This window comes from Rheinheimera pacifica (assembly GCF_024809855.1).
Classification (GTDB): Bacteria; Pseudomonadota; Gammaproteobacteria; order Enterobacterales; family Alteromonadaceae; genus Alishewanella; species Alishewanella pacifica_A.
The window spans coordinates 71,275-90,028 of the sequence record NZ_JANUEM010000007.1 but is presented as its reverse complement, the minus strand read 5'-3'; the positions used below and the strand labels follow the sequence as shown (position 1 = coordinate 90,028).

Annotated in this window: 17 protein-coding genes; 4 read left to right on the top strand and 13 right to left on the bottom strand. The window is 48.1% G+C overall.

Annotation, left to right across the window (positions count from 1 at the left end):
* Positions 1-10: 10 nt before the first annotated feature.
* From M2404_RS11140 to M2404_RS11130, 3 genes are all read right to left on the bottom strand, one after another.
* Positions 11-1,462, bottom strand: coding sequence for a glyceraldehyde-3-phosphate dehydrogenase (locus M2404_RS11140; protein ID WP_259239805.1), 1,452 nt, complete (start codon positions 1,460-1,462; stop codon positions 11-13).
* Between the two features lie 128 nt (positions 1,463-1,590).
* Positions 1,591-1,989: a peptide-methionine (R)-S-oxide reductase MsrB gene (msrB, locus tag M2404_RS11135; protein WP_259239804.1), complete on the bottom strand. Its 399-nt coding sequence runs from the start codon at positions 1,987-1,989 to the stop codon at positions 1,591-1,593.
* On the bottom strand, positions 1,989-2,684 hold the full coding sequence (locus tag M2404_RS11130) for a helix-turn-helix transcriptional regulator (RefSeq protein WP_259239803.1): 696 nt from the start codon (positions 2,682-2,684) through the stop codon (positions 1,989-1,991). Before M2404_RS11130 ends, msrB begins: the two co-directional genes overlap by 1 nt.
* 248 nt (positions 2,685-2,932) lie before the next feature.
* On the opposite strand from M2404_RS11130, the gene M2404_RS11125 reads away from it, so the two are divergent.
* The 4 genes from M2404_RS11125 to M2404_RS11110 all read left to right on the top strand — a co-directional run bounded on the left by M2404_RS11125 (position 2,933) and on the right by M2404_RS11110 (position 8,687).
* Positions 2,933-4,687: a sensor histidine kinase gene (locus tag M2404_RS11125; RefSeq protein WP_259239802.1), complete on the top strand. Its 1,755-nt coding sequence runs from the start codon at positions 2,933-2,935 to the stop codon at positions 4,685-4,687.
* Complete coding sequence (locus M2404_RS11120; protein WP_259239801.1) at positions 4,687-6,057, top strand: sigma-54-dependent transcriptional regulator; 1,371 nt, start codon at positions 4,687-4,689, stop codon at positions 6,055-6,057. The genes M2404_RS11125 and M2404_RS11120 overlap by 1 nt, the downstream gene beginning before the upstream one ends.
* A 172-nt stretch (positions 6,058-6,229) precedes the next feature.
* A complete protein-coding gene (locus tag M2404_RS11115; protein ID WP_259239800.1) occupies positions 6,230-7,237 on the top strand; it encodes a porin in 1,008 nt (335 codons plus the stop codon).
* A gap of 10 nt (positions 7,238-7,247) precedes the next feature.
* Positions 7,248-8,687, top strand: a complete 1,440-nt coding sequence (locus M2404_RS11110; RefSeq protein ID WP_259239799.1) for an SLC13 family permease — start codon at positions 7,248-7,250, stop codon at positions 8,685-8,687.
* Positions 8,688-8,770: 83 nt separating this feature from the next.
* Here the strand turns inward: M2404_RS11110 and M2404_RS11105 are convergent, their stop codons facing one another.
* The 10 genes from M2404_RS11105 to glgX all read right to left on the bottom strand — a co-directional run bounded on the left by M2404_RS11105 (position 8,771) and on the right by glgX (position 18,704).
* A complete protein-coding gene (locus tag M2404_RS11105) occupies positions 8,771-9,922 on the bottom strand; it encodes a serine hydrolase domain-containing protein (RefSeq protein WP_259239797.1) in 1,152 nt (383 codons plus the stop codon).
* A 72-nt stretch (positions 9,923-9,994) separates the two neighbouring features.
* Positions 9,995-10,402, bottom strand: coding sequence for a GFA family protein (locus M2404_RS11100; protein WP_259239796.1), 408 nt, complete (start codon positions 10,400-10,402; stop codon positions 9,995-9,997).
* Between the two features lie 32 nt (positions 10,403-10,434).
* A complete protein-coding gene (locus M2404_RS11095) occupies positions 10,435-10,764 on the bottom strand; it encodes a hypothetical protein (RefSeq protein WP_259239795.1) in 330 nt (109 codons plus the stop codon).
* 45 nt (positions 10,765-10,809) lie between these two features.
* Positions 10,810-11,289, bottom strand: a complete 480-nt coding sequence (locus M2404_RS11090) for a hypothetical protein (RefSeq protein ID WP_259239794.1) — start codon at positions 11,287-11,289, stop codon at positions 10,810-10,812.
* 18 nt (positions 11,290-11,307) lie between these two features.
* Positions 11,308-12,465: a serine hydrolase domain-containing protein gene (locus tag M2404_RS11085; protein ID WP_259239793.1), complete on the bottom strand. Its 1,158-nt coding sequence runs from the start codon at positions 12,463-12,465 to the stop codon at positions 11,308-11,310.
* A gap of 53 nt (positions 12,466-12,518) precedes the next feature.
* Positions 12,519-12,917, bottom strand: coding sequence for a fosfomycin resistance glutathione transferase (fos, locus tag M2404_RS11080; protein ID WP_259239792.1), 399 nt, complete (start codon positions 12,915-12,917; stop codon positions 12,519-12,521).
* 58 nt (positions 12,918-12,975) lie between these two features.
* Positions 12,976-13,644 (bottom strand): DUF1707 SHOCT-like domain-containing protein, encoded by a 669-nt coding sequence (locus M2404_RS11075; RefSeq protein WP_259239791.1) that lies wholly within the window; start codon positions 13,642-13,644, stop codon positions 12,976-12,978.
* Positions 13,645-13,817: 173 nt separating this feature from the next.
* Positions 13,818-15,020 (bottom strand): formate-dependent phosphoribosylglycinamide formyltransferase, encoded by a 1,203-nt coding sequence (gene purT / locus M2404_RS11070; RefSeq protein WP_259239790.1) that lies wholly within the window; start codon positions 15,018-15,020, stop codon positions 13,818-13,820.
* On the bottom strand, positions 15,017-16,546 hold the full coding sequence (gene gndA, locus M2404_RS11065; RefSeq protein ID WP_259239789.1) for an NADP-dependent phosphogluconate dehydrogenase: 1,530 nt from the start codon (positions 16,544-16,546) through the stop codon (positions 15,017-15,019). The genes purT and gndA overlap by 4 nt, the downstream gene beginning before the upstream one ends.
* A 97-nt stretch (positions 16,547-16,643) precedes the next feature.
* Positions 16,644-18,704, bottom strand: coding sequence for a glycogen debranching protein GlgX (gene glgX / locus M2404_RS11060; protein ID WP_259239788.1), 2,061 nt, complete (start codon positions 18,702-18,704; stop codon positions 16,644-16,646).
* Positions 18,705-18,754 lie beyond the last annotated feature (50 nt).

Here is an 18,754-nt window from a genome sequence, read left to right as displayed (position 1 = left end):
AAGACACAGATTAACGCGCTACTGGCAAGGTTGGATACTTAATGCCAGCCATCTCGTTCATTACCCGGATAACCTGCGTGCTGTAACCAAACTCGTTGTCATACCACACGTACAACACACAGCGGTCACCATCAACGATAGTAGCCTGCGAGTCTACTACACCGGCGTAACGTGAGCCGACCAAATCTGACGATACAATTTCGGTAGAGGCGGTAAAGTCAATCTGATCCTGTAGCTCAGAAAACAGTGATGTGCGCTGCAAAAAGCCGTTCATCTCGTCACGGCTGGTTTCACGCGTTAAATTCAGCGATAAAATAGCCATAGACACATTAGGTGTAGGTACACGGATAGCATTACCGGTTAACTTACCTTTTAACTGCGGCAATGCCTTGGCCACAGCACTGGCAGCGCCGGTAGAGGTTAATACCATATTCAGCGGAGCGGCACGGCCACGGCGCTCAGCACTGTGGAAGTTATCAATCAGGTTTTGATCGTTAGTGTACGAGTGCACAGTTTCTACATGGCCGTTACGAATGCCAAACTCGTCTTCCAGTGCTTTTAACACCGGTGTTATGGCGTTAGTGGTACAACTGGCGGCAGAAACAATTTTATGCTCCGGCAAAATCATATGCTGGTTTACGCCATAAACGATATTCGGTACTTCACCTTTAGCCGGTGCTGTCAGCAGCACTTTCGCCGCGCCTTTACTGCTAAAGTGAATGCTCAGCTCTTTGTCGTCTTTCCAGATACCGGTGTTATCTACCACCAGCGCATCGCTGATACCGTATTGGGTGTAGTCAACCAGCTCTGGTGAATTAGCATAAATCACTTTAATAAAGGTACCGTTGGCTTTAATACCCTGGTTTTCTTCATCTACTGTGATGCTGCCGTTAAAGGGGCCGTGGATAGAATCGCGGCGTAGCAGGCTGGCGCGTTTTTCCAAATCACCTTTTTTACCACCACGCACTACTATGGCACGTAAACGTAATTTCGTGCTCGGACCTGAGCGTTCCAGCATTAAGCGGGCTAACAAGCGGCCAATACGGCCAAAACCGTACAGCACCACATCAACCGGCTTTACCTGATCTTCATGATCCAGCAGCTCGGCCAGTTCACGCTCTAAATACTGTTCCAGCTCAGTGCCGTTGGCAGCATTTTTGTAAATATAGCCGTATGCCAGCTTACCAATATCTACGCGGCCCGGTGCCAGGTTCATTTTGCTGATCGCTTCGAGCAGCGGAAAACTTTCGCGTAAACGCAATTTTTGCCCTTCAAACCGCTCAACGCTTTTATGCGCTTTAATAATGTCGATAGTGGTGGCGTTTACCAGCGGGCGACCATATACCACCACTTCAATACCTTTATTGCGGTATAAGCGGCCGATAATCGGTTGCATGTTTTCGGCATATTCCTGGCGTTCCTGCCAGCTTTTCTGATACTGCTCTGCGTGCGATAGGGTCATGTGTAGAGGCCTTTTACTTCAGTAAGATGAATTAATCGGTGATGCCAAAGCACGGTCTGCGCCGCTGTTGCTCCAACGGCGCGTATTGTAATAGAAGTTGAAAGCTTACGACAACAGTTACAAAGATTTTATTCTGCTTTGCCACTGAAGGTTAAAGACACTGAGTTAACGCAGTAGCGATTACCGGTAGGCGCCGGGCCATCATTAAATACATGGCCCAAATGTGCATCGCAATTAGCACACATAATCTCGGTACGTATCATGCCATGGCTGGTATCTGTCTCATACTTTACCTTACCCTCCAGCGCCTGATAAAAGCTGGGCCAGCCACAACCGGCATCAAATTTTGTTGCTGATGAAAACAGCTCAGCCCCACAACATACGCAGTGATAACTGCCAGCCTGCTCATTATGCAGTAACTCGCCGCTAAACGGATATTCCGTACCTTTAAGCCGGGTAACCCGGTATTGCTCATCGGTTAAGCGTTCACGCCATTGTTGTTCTGTTAACTGCCCGGTTGGTTTCATTATTGCTCCTTATGCTGCTGTTGTTTCATTTCCAGCCGCCATTCACGGGTTAACTGCATACGCCGACGCGGATAAGGATCGCCGGGTACAATCAGGCTGCCAATTCTGTCCAGCCGGAAGTGGCGAAACTCATTGCGCAGCTCACACCAGGCCACCAGCATACGGCTACTAGCAAAAAATGCCAGCATAATAGGCCAGACAATACGCTCACTGGCGGTACCATCTTCACGAATATAGCTTATCTGCAAACGCCGTTCGCGGCGAATCGCCTCACGTACCTGGCGTAAAAATGCCGCACCTTTATCCGTAAGGGCAGGAAAAGCCAGTAAACCAATGTCATTAATACGGTCACGCAAATCTGTTGGTGCTGCGGCGGCAACTTTTGCCAGTACATTGCGGGCTGCACTTACCAGCTCATCATCACCCTGCACTTCTACCCAGCGCAAGCCCAGAGCCAGTGCTTCAAGCTCGGCTTCATCAAACATCAACGGTGGCAGAAAAAAACCACTGCGCAGTAAATAACCAATACCGGCTTCGCCTTCTATTCCGGCACCTAAGGTAATAAGTGTTTGAATATCACGATAAACAGTACGTACCGACACCTCTAATTGCGTAGCCAGTACCGCAGCTGTTACCGGGTGGCGGTAATGGCGTAATTTATCCATTAAGCGAAACAAGCGTTCAGTTTTATCCATAGCAGCGTTTTTATCAGATTTTTTTCAGGGCTTTTTAAGTATAACCCGCCCTACCGACAGAATATGTCAGCAGAGCGCGACAGGCAGTAATATATAATGGTGCTATTACACAAATTGAGATAACACTATTGAGGCTACATCATTGATGGATATATCAGTTGGTATTGATTAAATTCTGTTTGCGCTGGTTCTGCTCTTAGCCTTGAGTTAGCATAAGCGCCCAGAAAAATAGCAGAGACACCTGTGCTATGCGGCCAGCCTACCGTCACCCTATCACCATTTTACTTATATGCTCTGTTCTTGCGGTACTGAGTTATCAGTTAATTTTGCAACAATTACTGCGCCATAACCAACAGATAGCACTGCAACATGGCTATGAATTTAACCAATACCTGAACCAGCAAATTAAGCGCTTCAGTACCCTTACCGATACTCTGGCCAAACGGCCTGAGCTACGCGGACTGCTATCAACTTCAGAACCTGATCCACAACAAAAGCTAGATGTCAGCATTTTGCTGTCCGACTTTAATCTGGCCAGCGGCAGCGCATCGGTGTATTTAATGGACAATTCTGGTCTGGTGCTTAGCAGCAGTAACTATGATCAACCGGTGCACTTTGTTGGTTATAACTTTGGTTTCAGGCCTTATTTTATTGAAACCTTAGCACAGCAACGCAGTTATATTGATTATGGCCTGGGTTGGATCTCGAATGAACGGGGCATCTACTTTGCCGCCACAGTAACCGATGCTCAGTTAACCCAGCCTGGTGTTTTAGTATTAAAACTCAATATGGAACAAATTGAACAAGCTTATCAGGCTATTGCCGGCCAAAGTAAATTGATTTTTATGTTGGTGGATCAGCAAAAAACCGTACTGGCCAGCAATCACAAACCCTGGCATCTCAGCCACTTTGGTACAGAGGACGTAAAGCTACCCACGCACCCAGGCAGAGTGCTGACTGCGCTAAAAGTACGGCAACAGCACAATTTATGGCAACTACTGGCCGAGCCTCATAGCCAACCGACGCAATATACCGAATACGCCGTAGCGGCAAAAGACAACCTGCAACTGCCGTGGCAGTTATTAATGTTACAACCTGCAGCTCCGCTGCGGCTGCAGGCGTTGCAACTTACTGTGAGTATTGGCTTGCTGTTTGCCGTTTTAGTATTGCTGGGTATTTATCTGCGTAACCGCCGTTTGCAACAACGCCAGCAAGCACGTATTTTTGCCCGCTTAGAACAAGCCGTAGCAGAACGGACCCAATCACTGCAGCTCTCTAACCAGGAATTGCGGCAAACTCAGGAACAACTGTTACAGGCAGCTAAACTGGCTACGATCGGCCAGCTAAGTGCCTCTATTAACCACGAAATAAACCAACCGCTAACCGCCATGCACAGTTATTTGCAAACTTCGCAAAAAATGCTCAGTAAAGGCATGTACCCTCAACTGGCCGATAACCTGGATAAAATTTCGCAGTTATTGCTGCGCTTAAGCCACATAGTGCAACAATTTAAAAGCTTTAGCCGCAAAGCACCAAATCAGCCACAAGCTGTGCAGCTGGAACAACTCCTGTTAAATGCTCTGGGTATAGTACAGCCGGCTATTAATCAGCACCGGGCCAAGGTTAAACTGCTAAACAACAGTACAGCCTATGTTAAAGTTGATCCGCTGCAACTGGAGCAGGTGTTGGTGAATTTGCTCGGTAATGCCCTGCAAGCTATGGAGGATGTGACTGAACCCTGTTTACAGGTTCGTATCAGTGAACAGGATGATGTTGTTATATTGCAGATCAAAGATAACGGCGCCGGTATTCAACCCCATAATATGGCTCATCTGTTTGAACCTTTTTTTACCACCAAACAAGGTAATGGCCTTGGCCTTGGGTTATCTATTTCCCGCCAGATTGTGCAAAGCTACAGCGGCCTGCTTAGCATTGAAAACCACCCTGAAGGCGGTGCTATCGTATCGATAACCTTACCAAAGCTAGCGGCGGAGCATTCTTAATGTCACAGCGTGAAGTACTGATAGTAGATGATGAAGCCAGCGTACTGGACGCACTGGCGCAGGGTTTACAGCTCGAAGGCTGGTGCTGCACAACCTTTGATCGCCCCGCAGCTTTGCTGGCGAAGCTCAGCCGTAATTTTACCGGTGTAGTGCTAAGCGATCTGAACATGCCGGAGATGGATGGTTTATCGCTGCTGCAGGCGGTAAAAAGTATTGATGCCGATATTCCGGTGATCCTGCTTACCGGTTATGGTGATGTCAGTATTGCCGTGCAAGCTATGCAGCTTGGTGCGTACAGCTTTATTGAAAAACCGGTTAACCATGCTGAACTGCTAAAAGTGCTAGCCCAGGCACAGGAACAACGCCGCTTGTGCCTGCAAAATCGTTTACTGAGCGAGCAACTCAAGCAAAGCCGTCACGGCCGGTTACAACTTATCGGCGACAGCCCTGCAATGAACCAAATGCGCACCATGCTGGATTTAATGCTCGATGCACCTGCAGATGTATTAATTGAAGGTGAAACCGGCAGCGGCAAAGAGCTGGTTGCCCGCTACCTGCATGATAATTCTGCGCGCAGTGATCACAATTTCGTTGCCATTAATTGCGGCGCAATACCCGAGCAGCTCATTGAAAGCGAGCTGTTTGGCACAGAAGCGGGTGCCTATACCGGCGCTGATAAAAAGCGCATCGGTAAATTTGAGTTCGCCAATGGCGGCACCTTGTTTTTAGATGAAATTGAAAGCACACCGTTAAGTGTACAGGTGCGCTTACTACGGGTGTTAGAAGAGCGTAAAGTTACGCCGCTGGGCGCCAATCATAGTATTGCGTTAAATATCAGAGTGATTGCAGCCAGCAAAACCGATCTGGAACAGCTGAGCCAGCAAGGCAGTTTCCGGCTCGATTTATACTACCGGCTTAACCTGCTAAAAGTAGCGATAGCCCCACTGCGGCAAAGGCTGAGCGATATTCCGCTGCTGTTTAAGCACTTTGCTATTATTGCCGCCTCGCGCTATCACAAACCTTATTTACCGCTGGCACAACCGGCGCTGGATATTCTGCAGTCACACAGTTGGCCGGGTAACGTGCGTGAGCTGCGTAATCTGGCCGAGCGTTATGTATTATTAGGCGCTAAAGCAGCATTTGTGCAACAAGGATTATCTCTGCCTGATACAGTCGGCAGTGCCATGGGCCTGGCCGAACGGGTCGCATTTTTCGAGCAAATGCTGATTGAAGATGCCCTCAGTGCCACTAAGGGTAGTATAAAACACACTATGGCGGCCCTTAACCTGCCACGTAAAACCCTGTATGACAAAATGCGTAAGTATGGCCTTAACCGCGACAACTTTACCGACGACGACCTTAGCGACTAACTGCAGCAGTCATGGGCGGAATTCCACCCATGACACTAAGCCGCTGTCACCAAAGCCACCCAAATTCAACACCTAAAATACGTCATATATTTGATTTTTAAAGAATTAAATATATGGCAGTCTTCTTGCTATCTGCTGTTGCCAACAATAAAGAAATGATGACGAGGATTGTATGCAACAGGCAACTAAAATCGCGATTACCAGTGCCGTATTAATATGCCCGGCCGCTGCTGCCAACACCGCTTCTGTCCCTGTACCCACTGTCAGCTTTTATGGTAAAGCCGAAGTACAGCTGGCACATACTGATAAAGGTTTACTGCGCTACACCGAACAGGGCAGCCAGCTGGACACCCCATTCAGCCGCTTTGGCCTGCGTGGCGAACAGCAACTGAATGAACATATCACCGCATTTTTTACTTATGAAGTTGACGTACGCGGCTTTGACGAACAAAACACGCAAAACCCGTTTGCTGCGCGTAATACCTTTATTGGTATTAAAGGTAACTTTGGCCAGCTGATTGGCGGGCGCAACGACACCCGGTTGAAAACCAGCGAAGGCGGCATAGATTTATTCAACGAAACCAGTGCCGATATTGCACAAATATTGCCAGGCCAGGATCGCCTAGGAGACAGCCTGACGTATATTTCACCGCAGTACAACCAATGGCAACTCTCGGTTACCTATGTACTGGGCCAGGACAACGAACTGCAAGACGGCAAAGATGGCGGTGCAATAAGCCTCAGCTACGGTGACAGCAAACTAAAGCAGCAACCGTACTTTATTACACTAACTCAGGCACACAGTTTAAATGGTTTAAACGCCAGCCGGTTAATGTGGCAGCAACAACTGGCAAATTTTACGCTTGGTGCCCTGCTGCAATACAGTAAAGAAACATATGCACAGCGTTCTGGCACCGGCGGTTATATCAGCCTGCAATACACCATGGGTGATTGGCAGCCCAAACTGCAGCTGGGCCGCGACACCTCGCAGTTGCGCCAGCAAGGCCGGGCTAATCATTATACGGCAGGTATCGATTACTTATTTAACAGCCAAAGCAAAGCCTACTTCTTTGTTACCCATCTTGATATCACAGCAGACAGCTCTGAGGCTGACAGCTCTATGACTGACACTTCTGTGGCAGACACCTCTGTGGCCGTTGGCCTGCAGTACCGGTTTTAGGAGCTGACAGATGAGCGCAACAACCCAAAAATTGCAAACACCGTTGTTTTCCCTGCTGCTCGGCCCGGCGTTTATGCTGCTGTGCATACTGCTACCGGCACCGTTTGGTATGAACCAGCCCAGCTGGCTGGTGCTGGGCCTGACATTGTGGATGGCAAGCTGGTGGATAAGCGAAGTGGTGCCTATTCCGGTAACGTCGTTTTTGCCCTTAGTTGTGGCCCCTTTGCTTGGTGTAAACAGCTTAAAAGCCGTGGCTGAACCTTATGCTCACCCACTGATCTTTTTATTTCTTGGTGGTTTTATTATTTCTATCGCCATGGAGCGCTGGGCCCTGCACCGGCGTATTGCGCTGCATACTATGTTATTAGTAGGCTGCAAACCTAGCCAGCAGATCGGCGGTATTATGCTGGTAACGGCATTTTTATCTATGTGGATGTCGAATACCGCTACTACAGTAATGATGCTGCCAATAGCGCTGTCTATTATTCAAATGCTAAAACAAGATCAGGCTGACAGCCAGTTCAGTAAAGCCCTGCTGTTATCTATCGCTTATGCTGCCTCTATCGGCGGCCTGGCAACGTTAATCGGCACCCCGCCTAATGCACTGATGGCTGCATTTTTAAGCGATAACTACCAAATTCAAATTGGTTTTGCCCAGTGGATGCTGGTAGGTGTACCACTCAGTACCCTGCTGCTATTGCTCTGCTGGCTGTGGATGACCAAAGTTAGCTACAAGGTAGATATACTGACAGCAGTAGACACGAAAGACTTGTTCCGCCAGCAATTGGCTGAATTGGGCACAATGCAGCGCGGCGAAAAAGCAGTGTTGATAATCTTTTTACTTACCGCATTTTGCTGGATCTTCCGGCCGGTTATTAGCTCAGTTACCGGCCTGGAACTGGACGATACGATTATTGCTATGGTTGCCGCCTTAATGATGTTTGTACTGCCAATCGACAGCAAAAACACCCGTTTGTTAAGTTGGGAAGATACACAAAAATTACCCTGGGGCATTTTAATGCTGTTTGGCGGCGGTTTGAGCTTAGCTGCCATGATCAGTAAAAGCGGACTGGCAGCTTTTATCGCCGACCAGGTCATTCTGCTTGGTGATCTGCCATTTTGGGTAATGATTGTCAGCGTTACACTGATTATTGTATTTCTGACTGAAATTACCAGCAACACGGCCACTGCTGCAGGCTTTTTACCGCTGCTGGCGCCGGTGGCTATGGCTATGTCCGGTACACCGCTAACATTGGTTATTCCTGCCGCTATTGCAGCCAGCTGTGCCTTCATGATGCCGGTAGCCACACCACCCAATGCCATTGTGTTTTCATCAGGCCAGTTGAAAATTTCAGATATGGTAAAAGCCGGTTTTGCGCTAAATATTTTCTCAGTATTGGTAATAAGCGCTTTTGCCTTAACACTGGTAAAGGTGGTGTTTAACTATTAACCCACTCCCCTTTGCAGAGCTGTTCTGCACTTGCAAAGGGGAAATACTTTTGCCTGGATATGTATCGGGCCGATGCAATGCGATCAGTGTGGCAAAGCCGCCAATACCTTTGCAACCAGTTGGTTTAGCTCATCACCGTTACCTATCCAGCGTGCTACCAGCAAAATATCGTTTTGCTGATCAATGTAAATAATATTACGCCCGGCGCCCTGAAAAGTTATTGCTGTTTCCGGCGCTGCCGGTAAAGCTTTACGGCCCGGATTTAAAAACCAGTTGGCGTAGCCGTAATCGGCTTTTGCAACGCTACCGGTGCGAGCCTGAGCAATAAATTCGCGACTTACCAGTTGCTGCCCCTGCCACTGCCCATCACGTAAAAACAGGTAACCAAAGCGGGCCAGGTCCCAGGCATTAATAAACATACCGCCGCCCCAATGCCCACCACCTGACACACTTTGAATTTTTTGGCCATCAAGCTCTATCCAGCTATTGTCGTAACCATACCAGCGCCAGTTAGCACTGGCGCCAATTGGCTGCATAATCCGCTCGTTCAGTACCACAGGTAAGGGTTTACGCCACACATAGGTGGTAACCAGTGCCAGCAAATTAATACGCACATCATTATATTTGTATTTGCTGCCAGGTGTATGTAAAGGCCGGTTGGGCCAATCTTTTGGCTCACCTTCGGGGCGGTCGGCCCAATCGGGCTTGCCCCATAATGTCCCCTGCCAATCACTGGTTTGGCGTAACAAATGATCCCAGCTTATTTTGCGGTTATGCTCAGACGTAAATAAACTGCTGTCTGCCATAACATAAGGCCAGACTGCATCATCTACGTTTTGGATTAAACCATCCTGCAGTGCCAGCCCGGTAACCGTAGTAAGAAAGGTTTTGCTGATGCTGTGTGTCATGTCCACTTTTTGGGTATCCCCCCACTGCGCAATCACTTTGCCGCGGTACACAATCAGCCCGTTCGCCCCGGCACGCACTGACATAGGGCCAATAATCTGATCATAGGGTTCACGCGCGCCAAAGGTTGTGGCCTGCACTATGGCCTGATCCCTGGCTGCCGGGTTTTCACTGGCAATGGCATAATCTACTGCCTGTTGCAGTTTTTCAGCGTTAACGCCCAGGCTTTGTGGTGTTGCCTGCTGCCACTGGCCAGCAGGCGGAAAGTAATGTTCAGCCGCTACAACATTGACACTAAGAATTAAGGCAAAAACTACAGAGTACTGCATATATCTTCCTGGAATGGTTAATGGCACTGGCATTTGTATACCATTGCAACAAGGGGTTCAAAGACAGGCTGGTTATTGCCTTCCTGGTTCAAAGCTATCGTAACGTGGCAGGTTAGTATCTAAATCTTCCCAGTTAGCTTTAGAGCTATAAAAATTATGCGATAGCGGCCGCTCACTGATATCGCTGCTTAAAATGCCCAGCCGGATGCGGACACGGGCCGGGTCTTGTTCATTACTGCTGTAAACCGGTGAACCGCAGTTACTGCAAAAATGCCGTAAGCGCCCTGGTTTAAAGGCAAACTGGCTTAGCCGGTTGGCACCTTTTACTACAGTAAAGTCAGTACTTTGCACAAAACCATTGGTTGCAAAAGCCGTTCCGCTTGATTTGCGGCACAATGAGCAGTGGCAGTGAATAATACTACTGATAGGCCCGTTGATTGCAATTACAACTTCACCGCACAAACACGAGCCCTGATACATAGTAGTTCCCTGATCCATTACTAAATTGGTTTTTACAGTAAGGTAAAATTGAGTGCGCCGTTTACGCTGTCTTTCAATGCATTCATAGCGGCATTTATTGCTTGCTCTACCGCTACCAGGCTCAGGCCTTTAACAGCAAGTAACACTGTGCGCGAGGCATTACGCTGGATCTCATGGTGCAACCTGGCCTGTTCCGGCGTAATATCGCCAGCCAGCCTTAAACGCTCTATCATGGCAAAGTTTTCGGCCAGCTTTTGCGCTTCTGTTTCAGCATAGCCTTTTATTGCAGGCCATTTGTCAGACAATTCGCCTTTAAAAGCCTGCAGCATTGTTGCTGTAAGTTCTGCCACATCTAAGCTCATGCTCTGCCCTTTAAGTTAAGTACACTAAGCCTTTTGCATTAAACGTCAGCTGCCACGGCGTTTAGCCAGTTCCAGCTTTAAAATAGCCGTAATACTGCTGTTAAAACTTGTACGCAGATTTTCTACCTGTGCAGGTGTAAAACAACCTAGTTGGTGCAGTTGTTCCAGCATAGTAAGACTGCTTTTTAACAGCTCAACCTGCTCTACCGTAATGTCGTTATCAGGAATAGCCCTTGCCCGCACGGCAATAGAGCTTACAGCCACTTTAGACTGCTGGTAAAAGCTAATATGGTTACTATAAGCGCATTCAGGCAAACCGGCCTGACTTTCAACGCTAACAAAGAACATTTCAACATTTTGCTGCAGCGCCGTAACCGCGTTATCGGTTTTTTCGTCATAGCTGCTAATCAGTTTTACCGAGCACGCAGATAATGTCAGCAACAACGCCAAAACCAGCCATATTGCATAGCACCGCTTCGCATATGGCTTAGCCGTATAAGGCCCGTTCTGCTTAAGTAAGATCACATTAATCTCCGGCTCACGTTAATCTGTAATAGTAGCAAAGCGGTTTTGCATAACAGCTGTAATAAGGCTATCGCGATAAGCCGGAAAGAAGCGGCTATCGTTGTTGGTCATAAAAATAATCAGCAGCTGTTTATCGGTATAGTAGCGCATGTCGGCCGTAAAAATACCATTACTGCCACCATGACGCACCACTTTACCGTATTGCCCGGCAGGTTCTATTATCCAGCCGTAGCCATAAAAGCTACCTGCGCGCGGAGTTGCTACATGCGGTGTAAATAGCAGTGTTGTTGAAGCTTTACTCAGCACCGTTTCGGTTTGTAACGCCTGCTGCCAGCGGCAAAGATCGCCAATAGTAGATAAAAAGCCACCATTAGCATGCAGGTTCCACCAGGGGCCATCTTTATCCCATGGCTTTTCCAGTGGAGTGCCCCAGCGCTGGCTGCTGCCATCAGCCTTACCGCCCCACCAACTGTCGGGTTTTAGCTCATAACCCGCTGCCAGTGGCAGGTTTCTCCAGTTGGGAATACGATACCCCGTGTGTGCTATTCCAGCTGGTTTTAGCAGATGCTGATGTACATATTGCTCGTAACTTTGTCCTGACGCTCGTTCAATAACTAAACCCAGCACAGCGTAACCGGCATTAGAGTATGAAAAAGCACTGCCTGGTGTAGTATCAAGTTTTGAGCGAAACAGGCGTTTTATAAAGGTACTACGGCTGACTTTACTATAATCGCCACCAGATAAATTATTAACTATCCCGGAGGTATGAGTAAGTAACTGATGTAGCGTGATAGTTTTTTTGTCATCACCAGCTTCAGGGAAAAACCGGCCCAATGTATTGTCAAGCTGCAGTTTACCTTGCTCTTGCAGTTTTAATATCGCAGCAGCAGTAAACTGTTTAGTCAGTGACCCAATATCAAATACGGTTTCAATGGTAAAGGCTTTGCTGGCTTCATAATCTGCCATACCATAAGCTTGCAATAACAGCGGCTTATCAGCCTGCATCACCAGTACCAAGCCATCAAAGCCATCAGTAACCGCCTGCTGGTGCCAGTGCCGCAGCTCGGCAGGTACGATTTCTTCGGTAATTTCGGTACTTGACGCAGGTAATAAAAATAACGCCGTGCCGCAAATCAACATACAAACAAGACTGCGTTTTAATATCTTATGCAGCATTTATGTCTCCATGGAAGGTCGTAACAAACCGGCGACTAAAGCTCATATTATACTTACAACCATACCAAGCCTGAATACGGCTTATGCTTTAATGCCTCTAACCGCGTTTGCAGATCACCACAATGCGCTTCCAACTTATTGCCGTCCGGGTCGAGAAAATAAACAGATAGCCCTTCACTGCTGTTTTGCTTCCACTCTGGTACATCTGCTTTATGCAGTTTGGCTACAAATTCAGCGAAGTTCTGCTCTGCAATATCTAAAGCAATATGAGAATAATCCAGGCTTGGTGCAGGTTTACCGCAGGACAAACAAAACCACACACCGCCAAGGCTAAGGTAGGCTCCGGTATCCCAGCGCACATGCGCCGTCATGCCAAGCGACTCGGTATAAAACGTCAGCGAGCGCTCTAAGTCACTAACAGCAATGGTGATATGGTTTAATCCTTTAAGCACACTGCTTTCCTATATAGCTACAGCACGTTTATGAAAACGAACTGCAAACGGCCACAGCTTACTTTTTATCAAAACCAAACATTTCCCGGCACTGATTGGCAAAATCATTGAATTTTTCTTTCATGGTACGTTTCAGGTTTACTTCAAGCGAGCCCAGAATAGAGTAGCCTTCTATTACAATTTGTGGTGCCTGACGATCGCCTAAAGATGTTGCCTGGTTATCGCAGCTACTTACCACATTCGTGATATTTGACACCACATTAACCTGCGGTGGTACTAAAACAGTCAGGCTGCCGAGCCAGTTTCTTACATTGATAACAATATGCTGGTGCTGAAAAATAGCTTCCGAGAAATCCAGCTCTACTGAACCGACAACATTGGTGATTTGTATCTCAGCAGGCACCAGCCACTGGCCGCGCTGTTGGTTTGAAGACAATACGCATAACATCTTTTCGTTGCGGGTGTCGTTGCCGGATTGATAGCGTGGAGAAAAGCTTTGTTGGCGCTGCTGTTGATACTGATTATCTGGCAGCAAGGTTAAATCGGCTACTACGTCGATTAGTTCCTGATGGCTTTTGGCATCAGTTGCCACATCCAGCCGCCGCTCAAAGGCCTCTGCCGATATAATGCCGTGGCTGTAATTCATAATCAGCTGATCTATTGCTTCTTGCCGTACCTGATCAAACGGCCGATCTTCTATTTTTACCCCACTGGCATCAATGGCCATAATGAACCTCCTGCTCAAATTATTTTACCGCTAAAACGTTAGCATAAACTAAGCAGGCAAGTAGCGGTATTTGGTATCAAAATGTTAATGGCATTTTTGTACATGTCACCTATTTAATATACAGGCATAAAAAAACCACCCGCAGGTGGTTTTTTCTAAGTAGTCTTAACCGCTTACTTAAGCGTAACACTAAGCTTACTGATGACATTCAGCGCTTTTTGCGTGGCAGCTTCAACCGTATCGCTTAACGCCAGTGCCACGCCCATACGCCTTTCGCCCTGTACTTCGGGCTTGGCGAAAATACGTAGCTCGGTATCCGGTTCAGCTAACGCTTCTGCCAGGCCATGGTACTGAATATCAGCGCTATTGCCGGGCACAAGTAGCACGGCAGATGCAGCAGCGCCATATTGCTTAATATGCGGAATGGGCAAGCCTAAAATAGCACGGGCGTGCAACGCAAATTCGCTTAGCTGCTGTGAAATCAGCGTTACCATGCCGGTATCGTGTGGTCTTGGTGATACTTCAGAAAACCACACCTGATCGCCTTTAATAAACAGTTCTACACCAAATAAACCGCGGCCGCCTAAAGCTTCTACTACCGCTTTGGCATAGCTTTTTGCTGTTTCAAAAGCGTTGTCACTCATGGCTTGTGGCTGCCAGCTTTCGCGGTAATCGCCTTTTTCCTGCCTGTGGCCTATAGGAGCACAATATTGAATACCGGACACCGAATTTACCGTAAGCAGCGTAATTTCGTAATCGAAGTCGATAAAACCTTCAACAATTACCCGGCCCTTACCGGCACGGCCACCTTCCTGAGCATAAAGCCAGGCGGCGTTAAGATCTGCCTCTGAACGCAGTACACTCTGGCCTTTACCACTGGATGACATGATCGGTTTAACCACACAAGGGTAACCAATGGCATTAACCGCTGCAGTAAAGCTGTCTTTGTCACTGGCAAACTGAAATGGCGAGGTTGCCAGTTTTAGCTCTTCTGCGGCTAAGCGGCGGATACCTTCGCGGTTCATGGTCAGGTTAACGGCTTTGGCACTGGGTACAACATTAAAACCACAGTCTTCCAGCTCAATTAATACTGAGGTAGCTATCGCTTCGAGCTCCGGCACAATTAAGGCTGGTTTTTCACTGATCACCAGTTGGCGCAGTGCGGCGTTATCCAGCATCGACATCACTACTGCTTTGTCGGCTATCTGCATGGCCGGTGCGTTAGGGTAACGGTCTACGGCTATCACCTCACAACCATAGCGCTTAAGTTCAATACACAGCTCTTTGCCCAGTTCACCAGCACCTAATAACAGTACTTTAGTGCTGCTGGCTGTGCCCGGCGTACCTATGTGTTGTATGTTATGTTGAGTGGTCATTTTATTTTCACCATTGGCCGTGCCGGGTTGCTCCATTCAACATGGAACATCTTACCCTTAGCTTTGTCGGTACGCTCAAAAGTATGAGCACCAAAATAGTCACGCTGGCCCTGTAACAGGTTTGCCGGTAATACCGCAGTGCGGTACGAATCGTAGTAACTTAATGCCGAGCTAAGTGCCGCCACCGGAATACCGGCCAGCGTGGCATTGGCTACGGCTTTACGCCAGTTTTGCTGGTAAACCGAAATTTGCTTAGCGAAAAACGGGTCCAGCAGCAGGTTTTCAAGCTCGTCGTTGCGCTCGTACGCTTCAGTAATAGACTGCAAAAATACCGCACGGATAATACAACCGGCCCGCCAGATTTTGGCTATTTCGGCAAACTTAAGCTGCCAGCCATGTTCATCAGCTGCCGTTTTCATTAAATGGAAGCCCTGAGCATAAACGCAGATTTTGGCGCAGTACAACGCATCGTGCAGGGCCTGAATAATCTCGTCTTTTTGCTCTGGCGAGATCAGATTTTGCGCCGGGCCGGCCAATACTGTAGCGGCTTTGACCCGTTCACTTTTTAATGCAGATAAAGAACGGGCATAAACAGCCTCGGCAATAGTGGGTGACGGGCTGCCAAGCTGCAGGCTGCTAACCGCTGTCCATAAACCGGTACCTTTTTGTCCGGCTTTATCCATAATCACATCAACCAGCGGCAAGCCGGTTTCGGAATCTTTGGTGGCTAATACATCGGCACTGATGCCAATTAAATAGCTATGCAGTTTGCCTTCGTTCCAGCCTTTGAATACGTCAGCAATTTCTGCAGCCGGCATGCCCAGAATGTCGCGCATAACCTGATAAGCTTCGCAAATCAGCTGCATATCAGCGTATTCAATGCCGTTATGTACCATTTTTACATAGTGGCCAGAACCACTGGGGCCAATATAGGTGGCGCAAGGTTCACCTTCGGTAACCGGGTTGCCTGGTTCAAAGCGCTCTACCGGCTTACCGCTGGTAGGGTCTACTTTGGCAGCAATGGCTTCCCACAGTGGTTTAATGCGGGTCCAGGCGTAGGGATCGCCACTTGGCATTAGCGACGGGCCAAAACGTGCGCCTACTTCGCCACCTGATACGGCGGTAGAGAAGAAGATGAACTTGCCTTCAAAATCTTTCTCCCGCGCTACGGTATCTGTCCACAAGCTGTTGCCGGTATCAACAATAATGTCGTCGGCCTGAATACCGGCGTCGATTAATTTATGGCAGACATCATCAACCGGCTTGCCTGCCGGTACAGATAACACCACCAGGTGCGGTGCCGATAAACGCGACAGTAATTCGGTGTACGAGCTACAGGCAATAACGCGGGCCGGTTTGTCGCCCCGCTCGGCTTTATCCTGCGCCAGCACGGCTTCCAGTTTCTGGTGGTCCAGATCAAAGGCCGCTACGCGGTAGCCGTTATCTGCCAGGTTCAGGATCAGGTTTTTACCCATTACACCGGCGCCGACAAAACCGATATCACAAAGTGCAGCTGTGTCTGTCATCTGACATTCCTTCATTATTTTTCATTTTTGCGCGCTGCCGGCACACCAGCAGTTGCTTGTAAACGGCGCGCATTATACTGAAAACATGCCGATAAACCTACTGCCACACTGAGATACTGTGGGCATTCTGCTGGTACTCTGTAAGCTTTGTACTGCCGTTTTGCAGCAAACCTTTGTCTACACTGGTGTCAAACAGCAACTGCCAGCTGTGTTCGGGCAGGGTTAATGGCTGCACTTCGGCTTCAGCATTAAAAACAAACAATAAGCTGGCTTGATTGGCTTTATTCGTGATGCGGAAAATACAACCGGAACGCTGTGGATCATGCCAGTCTTGTTGTTGTTTCTCATTACCATCCGGCAAATACCACTGGATCTGATGTTTATCGCCATGTAGCTGATAGTTATCGTCCAGCAGCGATAACTGCTGTAAACAACGGAATTTGCGCCGAAATGCCAGCATTTGCTGGACAAAATGCAGGAAATCTTCTTCATCGCTGTCCAGATGCCAGTCAAGCCAGCTGATATCGTTATCCTGACAATAAGCATTGTTGTTGCCCCGCTGAGTGTGGCTAAGCTCGTCACCACCGAGCCAGTGGATCATGCCCTGGCTCAGCAATAACGTGGCCACCAGATTACGCTTGTGTAAGTAGCGGCTGGCACGCACCGATGCATCTTTACTCGGCCCCTCCACACCATGATTACAACTTAAATTGTGGTTATGGCCATCGCGGTTTTCTTCACCATTCAGCCAGTTATGCTTATCTTTATAGCTAACGACATCATGCAGGGTAAAACCATCATGGTAGGTTAAATAATTAACACTGCAACAGGCCGGTTTATGGTGTTTTTGAAAGATATCGCGTGAGCCGAGCAAACGGGTGGTAAATTCAGGTAGCACACCGGTATCGCCACGCCAGAAAGCACGGAAAGTATCCCGGCATTTATCATTTAATTCAGACCAGTGCGCCGGAAACTGCCCTAACTGATAACCGCCTGGGCCAACATCCCACGGCTCGGCAATCAGTTTAACCTGCGACAGTACCGGATCTTGCGCGATAATCTGCAGAAACGCGGCATAAGGGTTAAAACGCTTATGCTCACGCGCCAGCGTAGTGGCTAAGTCAAAGCGAAAACCGTCTACCTGCATCTCAACAACCCAGTAACGCAGTGCATCCATCACCAGCTTTTGTGTTGTCGGGTGAGCCACATTTAACGTATTGCCACAACCCGTGTAATTACAATGCTGGCTAAAATCGGTAATATCGGCATGGCTTTCAAACAGATAGTAATGTTTATTAGCCAGGCCGCGAAGGCTTAACACCGGGCCGTCTTCGCCCGCTTCTGCTGTGTGATTAAACACCACATCTAAAATAACTTCGATACCGGCCTGATGGTAACTACGCACCAGAGTTTTAAACTCAGTTACAGCATCCTGATACTGGTAACGGGGCTCTGGGGCAAAAAAACTTACCGGGTTATAACCCCAGTAATTACTAAGCTGCAGCTTGTTTAACCGCGGTTCGCTTAAAAATGACGCCACCGGTAATAACTGTAAGGTAGTAATACCCAACTTTTGTAAGTGCTTGATAACAGATGGATGACATAAACCCAGGTAGGTGCCGCGTAACTCTTGCGGCACCTCAGGGTGCAACATAGTCATGCCCTTAACATGGGCTTCATAAATAACCGTTTTTTCCCGCGGAATTTTCGGTTTTACGCTGTTCTGCCAGTCAAACTGCTGCTGTGCCAGCACGCCTTTGGCCAGCATATAATGGCTTTTCGCCTGGTATAAGCGCTCGTTAAAACTCAAGGTACGGTTTAGCTGCTTTACGTAAGGGTCAAGCAACAGGCGGTCTTTATCAAACACAAATCCCAAGTTGCTATTTTGTGGGCCATCCGCTTTTAATGCATATAAAGTACCATGCTCAATACCGGCTACTGCTATGTGCCAGATGTCACCGGTGCGGCCGCTAAAATTCAGCTCGCCCAGCAACTCTTCAGTATCTGGCTGATACAAACATAATGTTAAACTGGTCGCATCAGGGGCAAATACAGCAAAGTTCCAGCTGCCCGCGCCATCTTTATCAGTAGTGTAAGTTGCGCCCAGTGGCGATGCGGTACCAAATGACAGCTTTAACAAAGGAATATGGTTACTCATCGCGTTGCTCTGCTCAGGTATTAATATTTTTTATGCCAGCCGGTTTTATG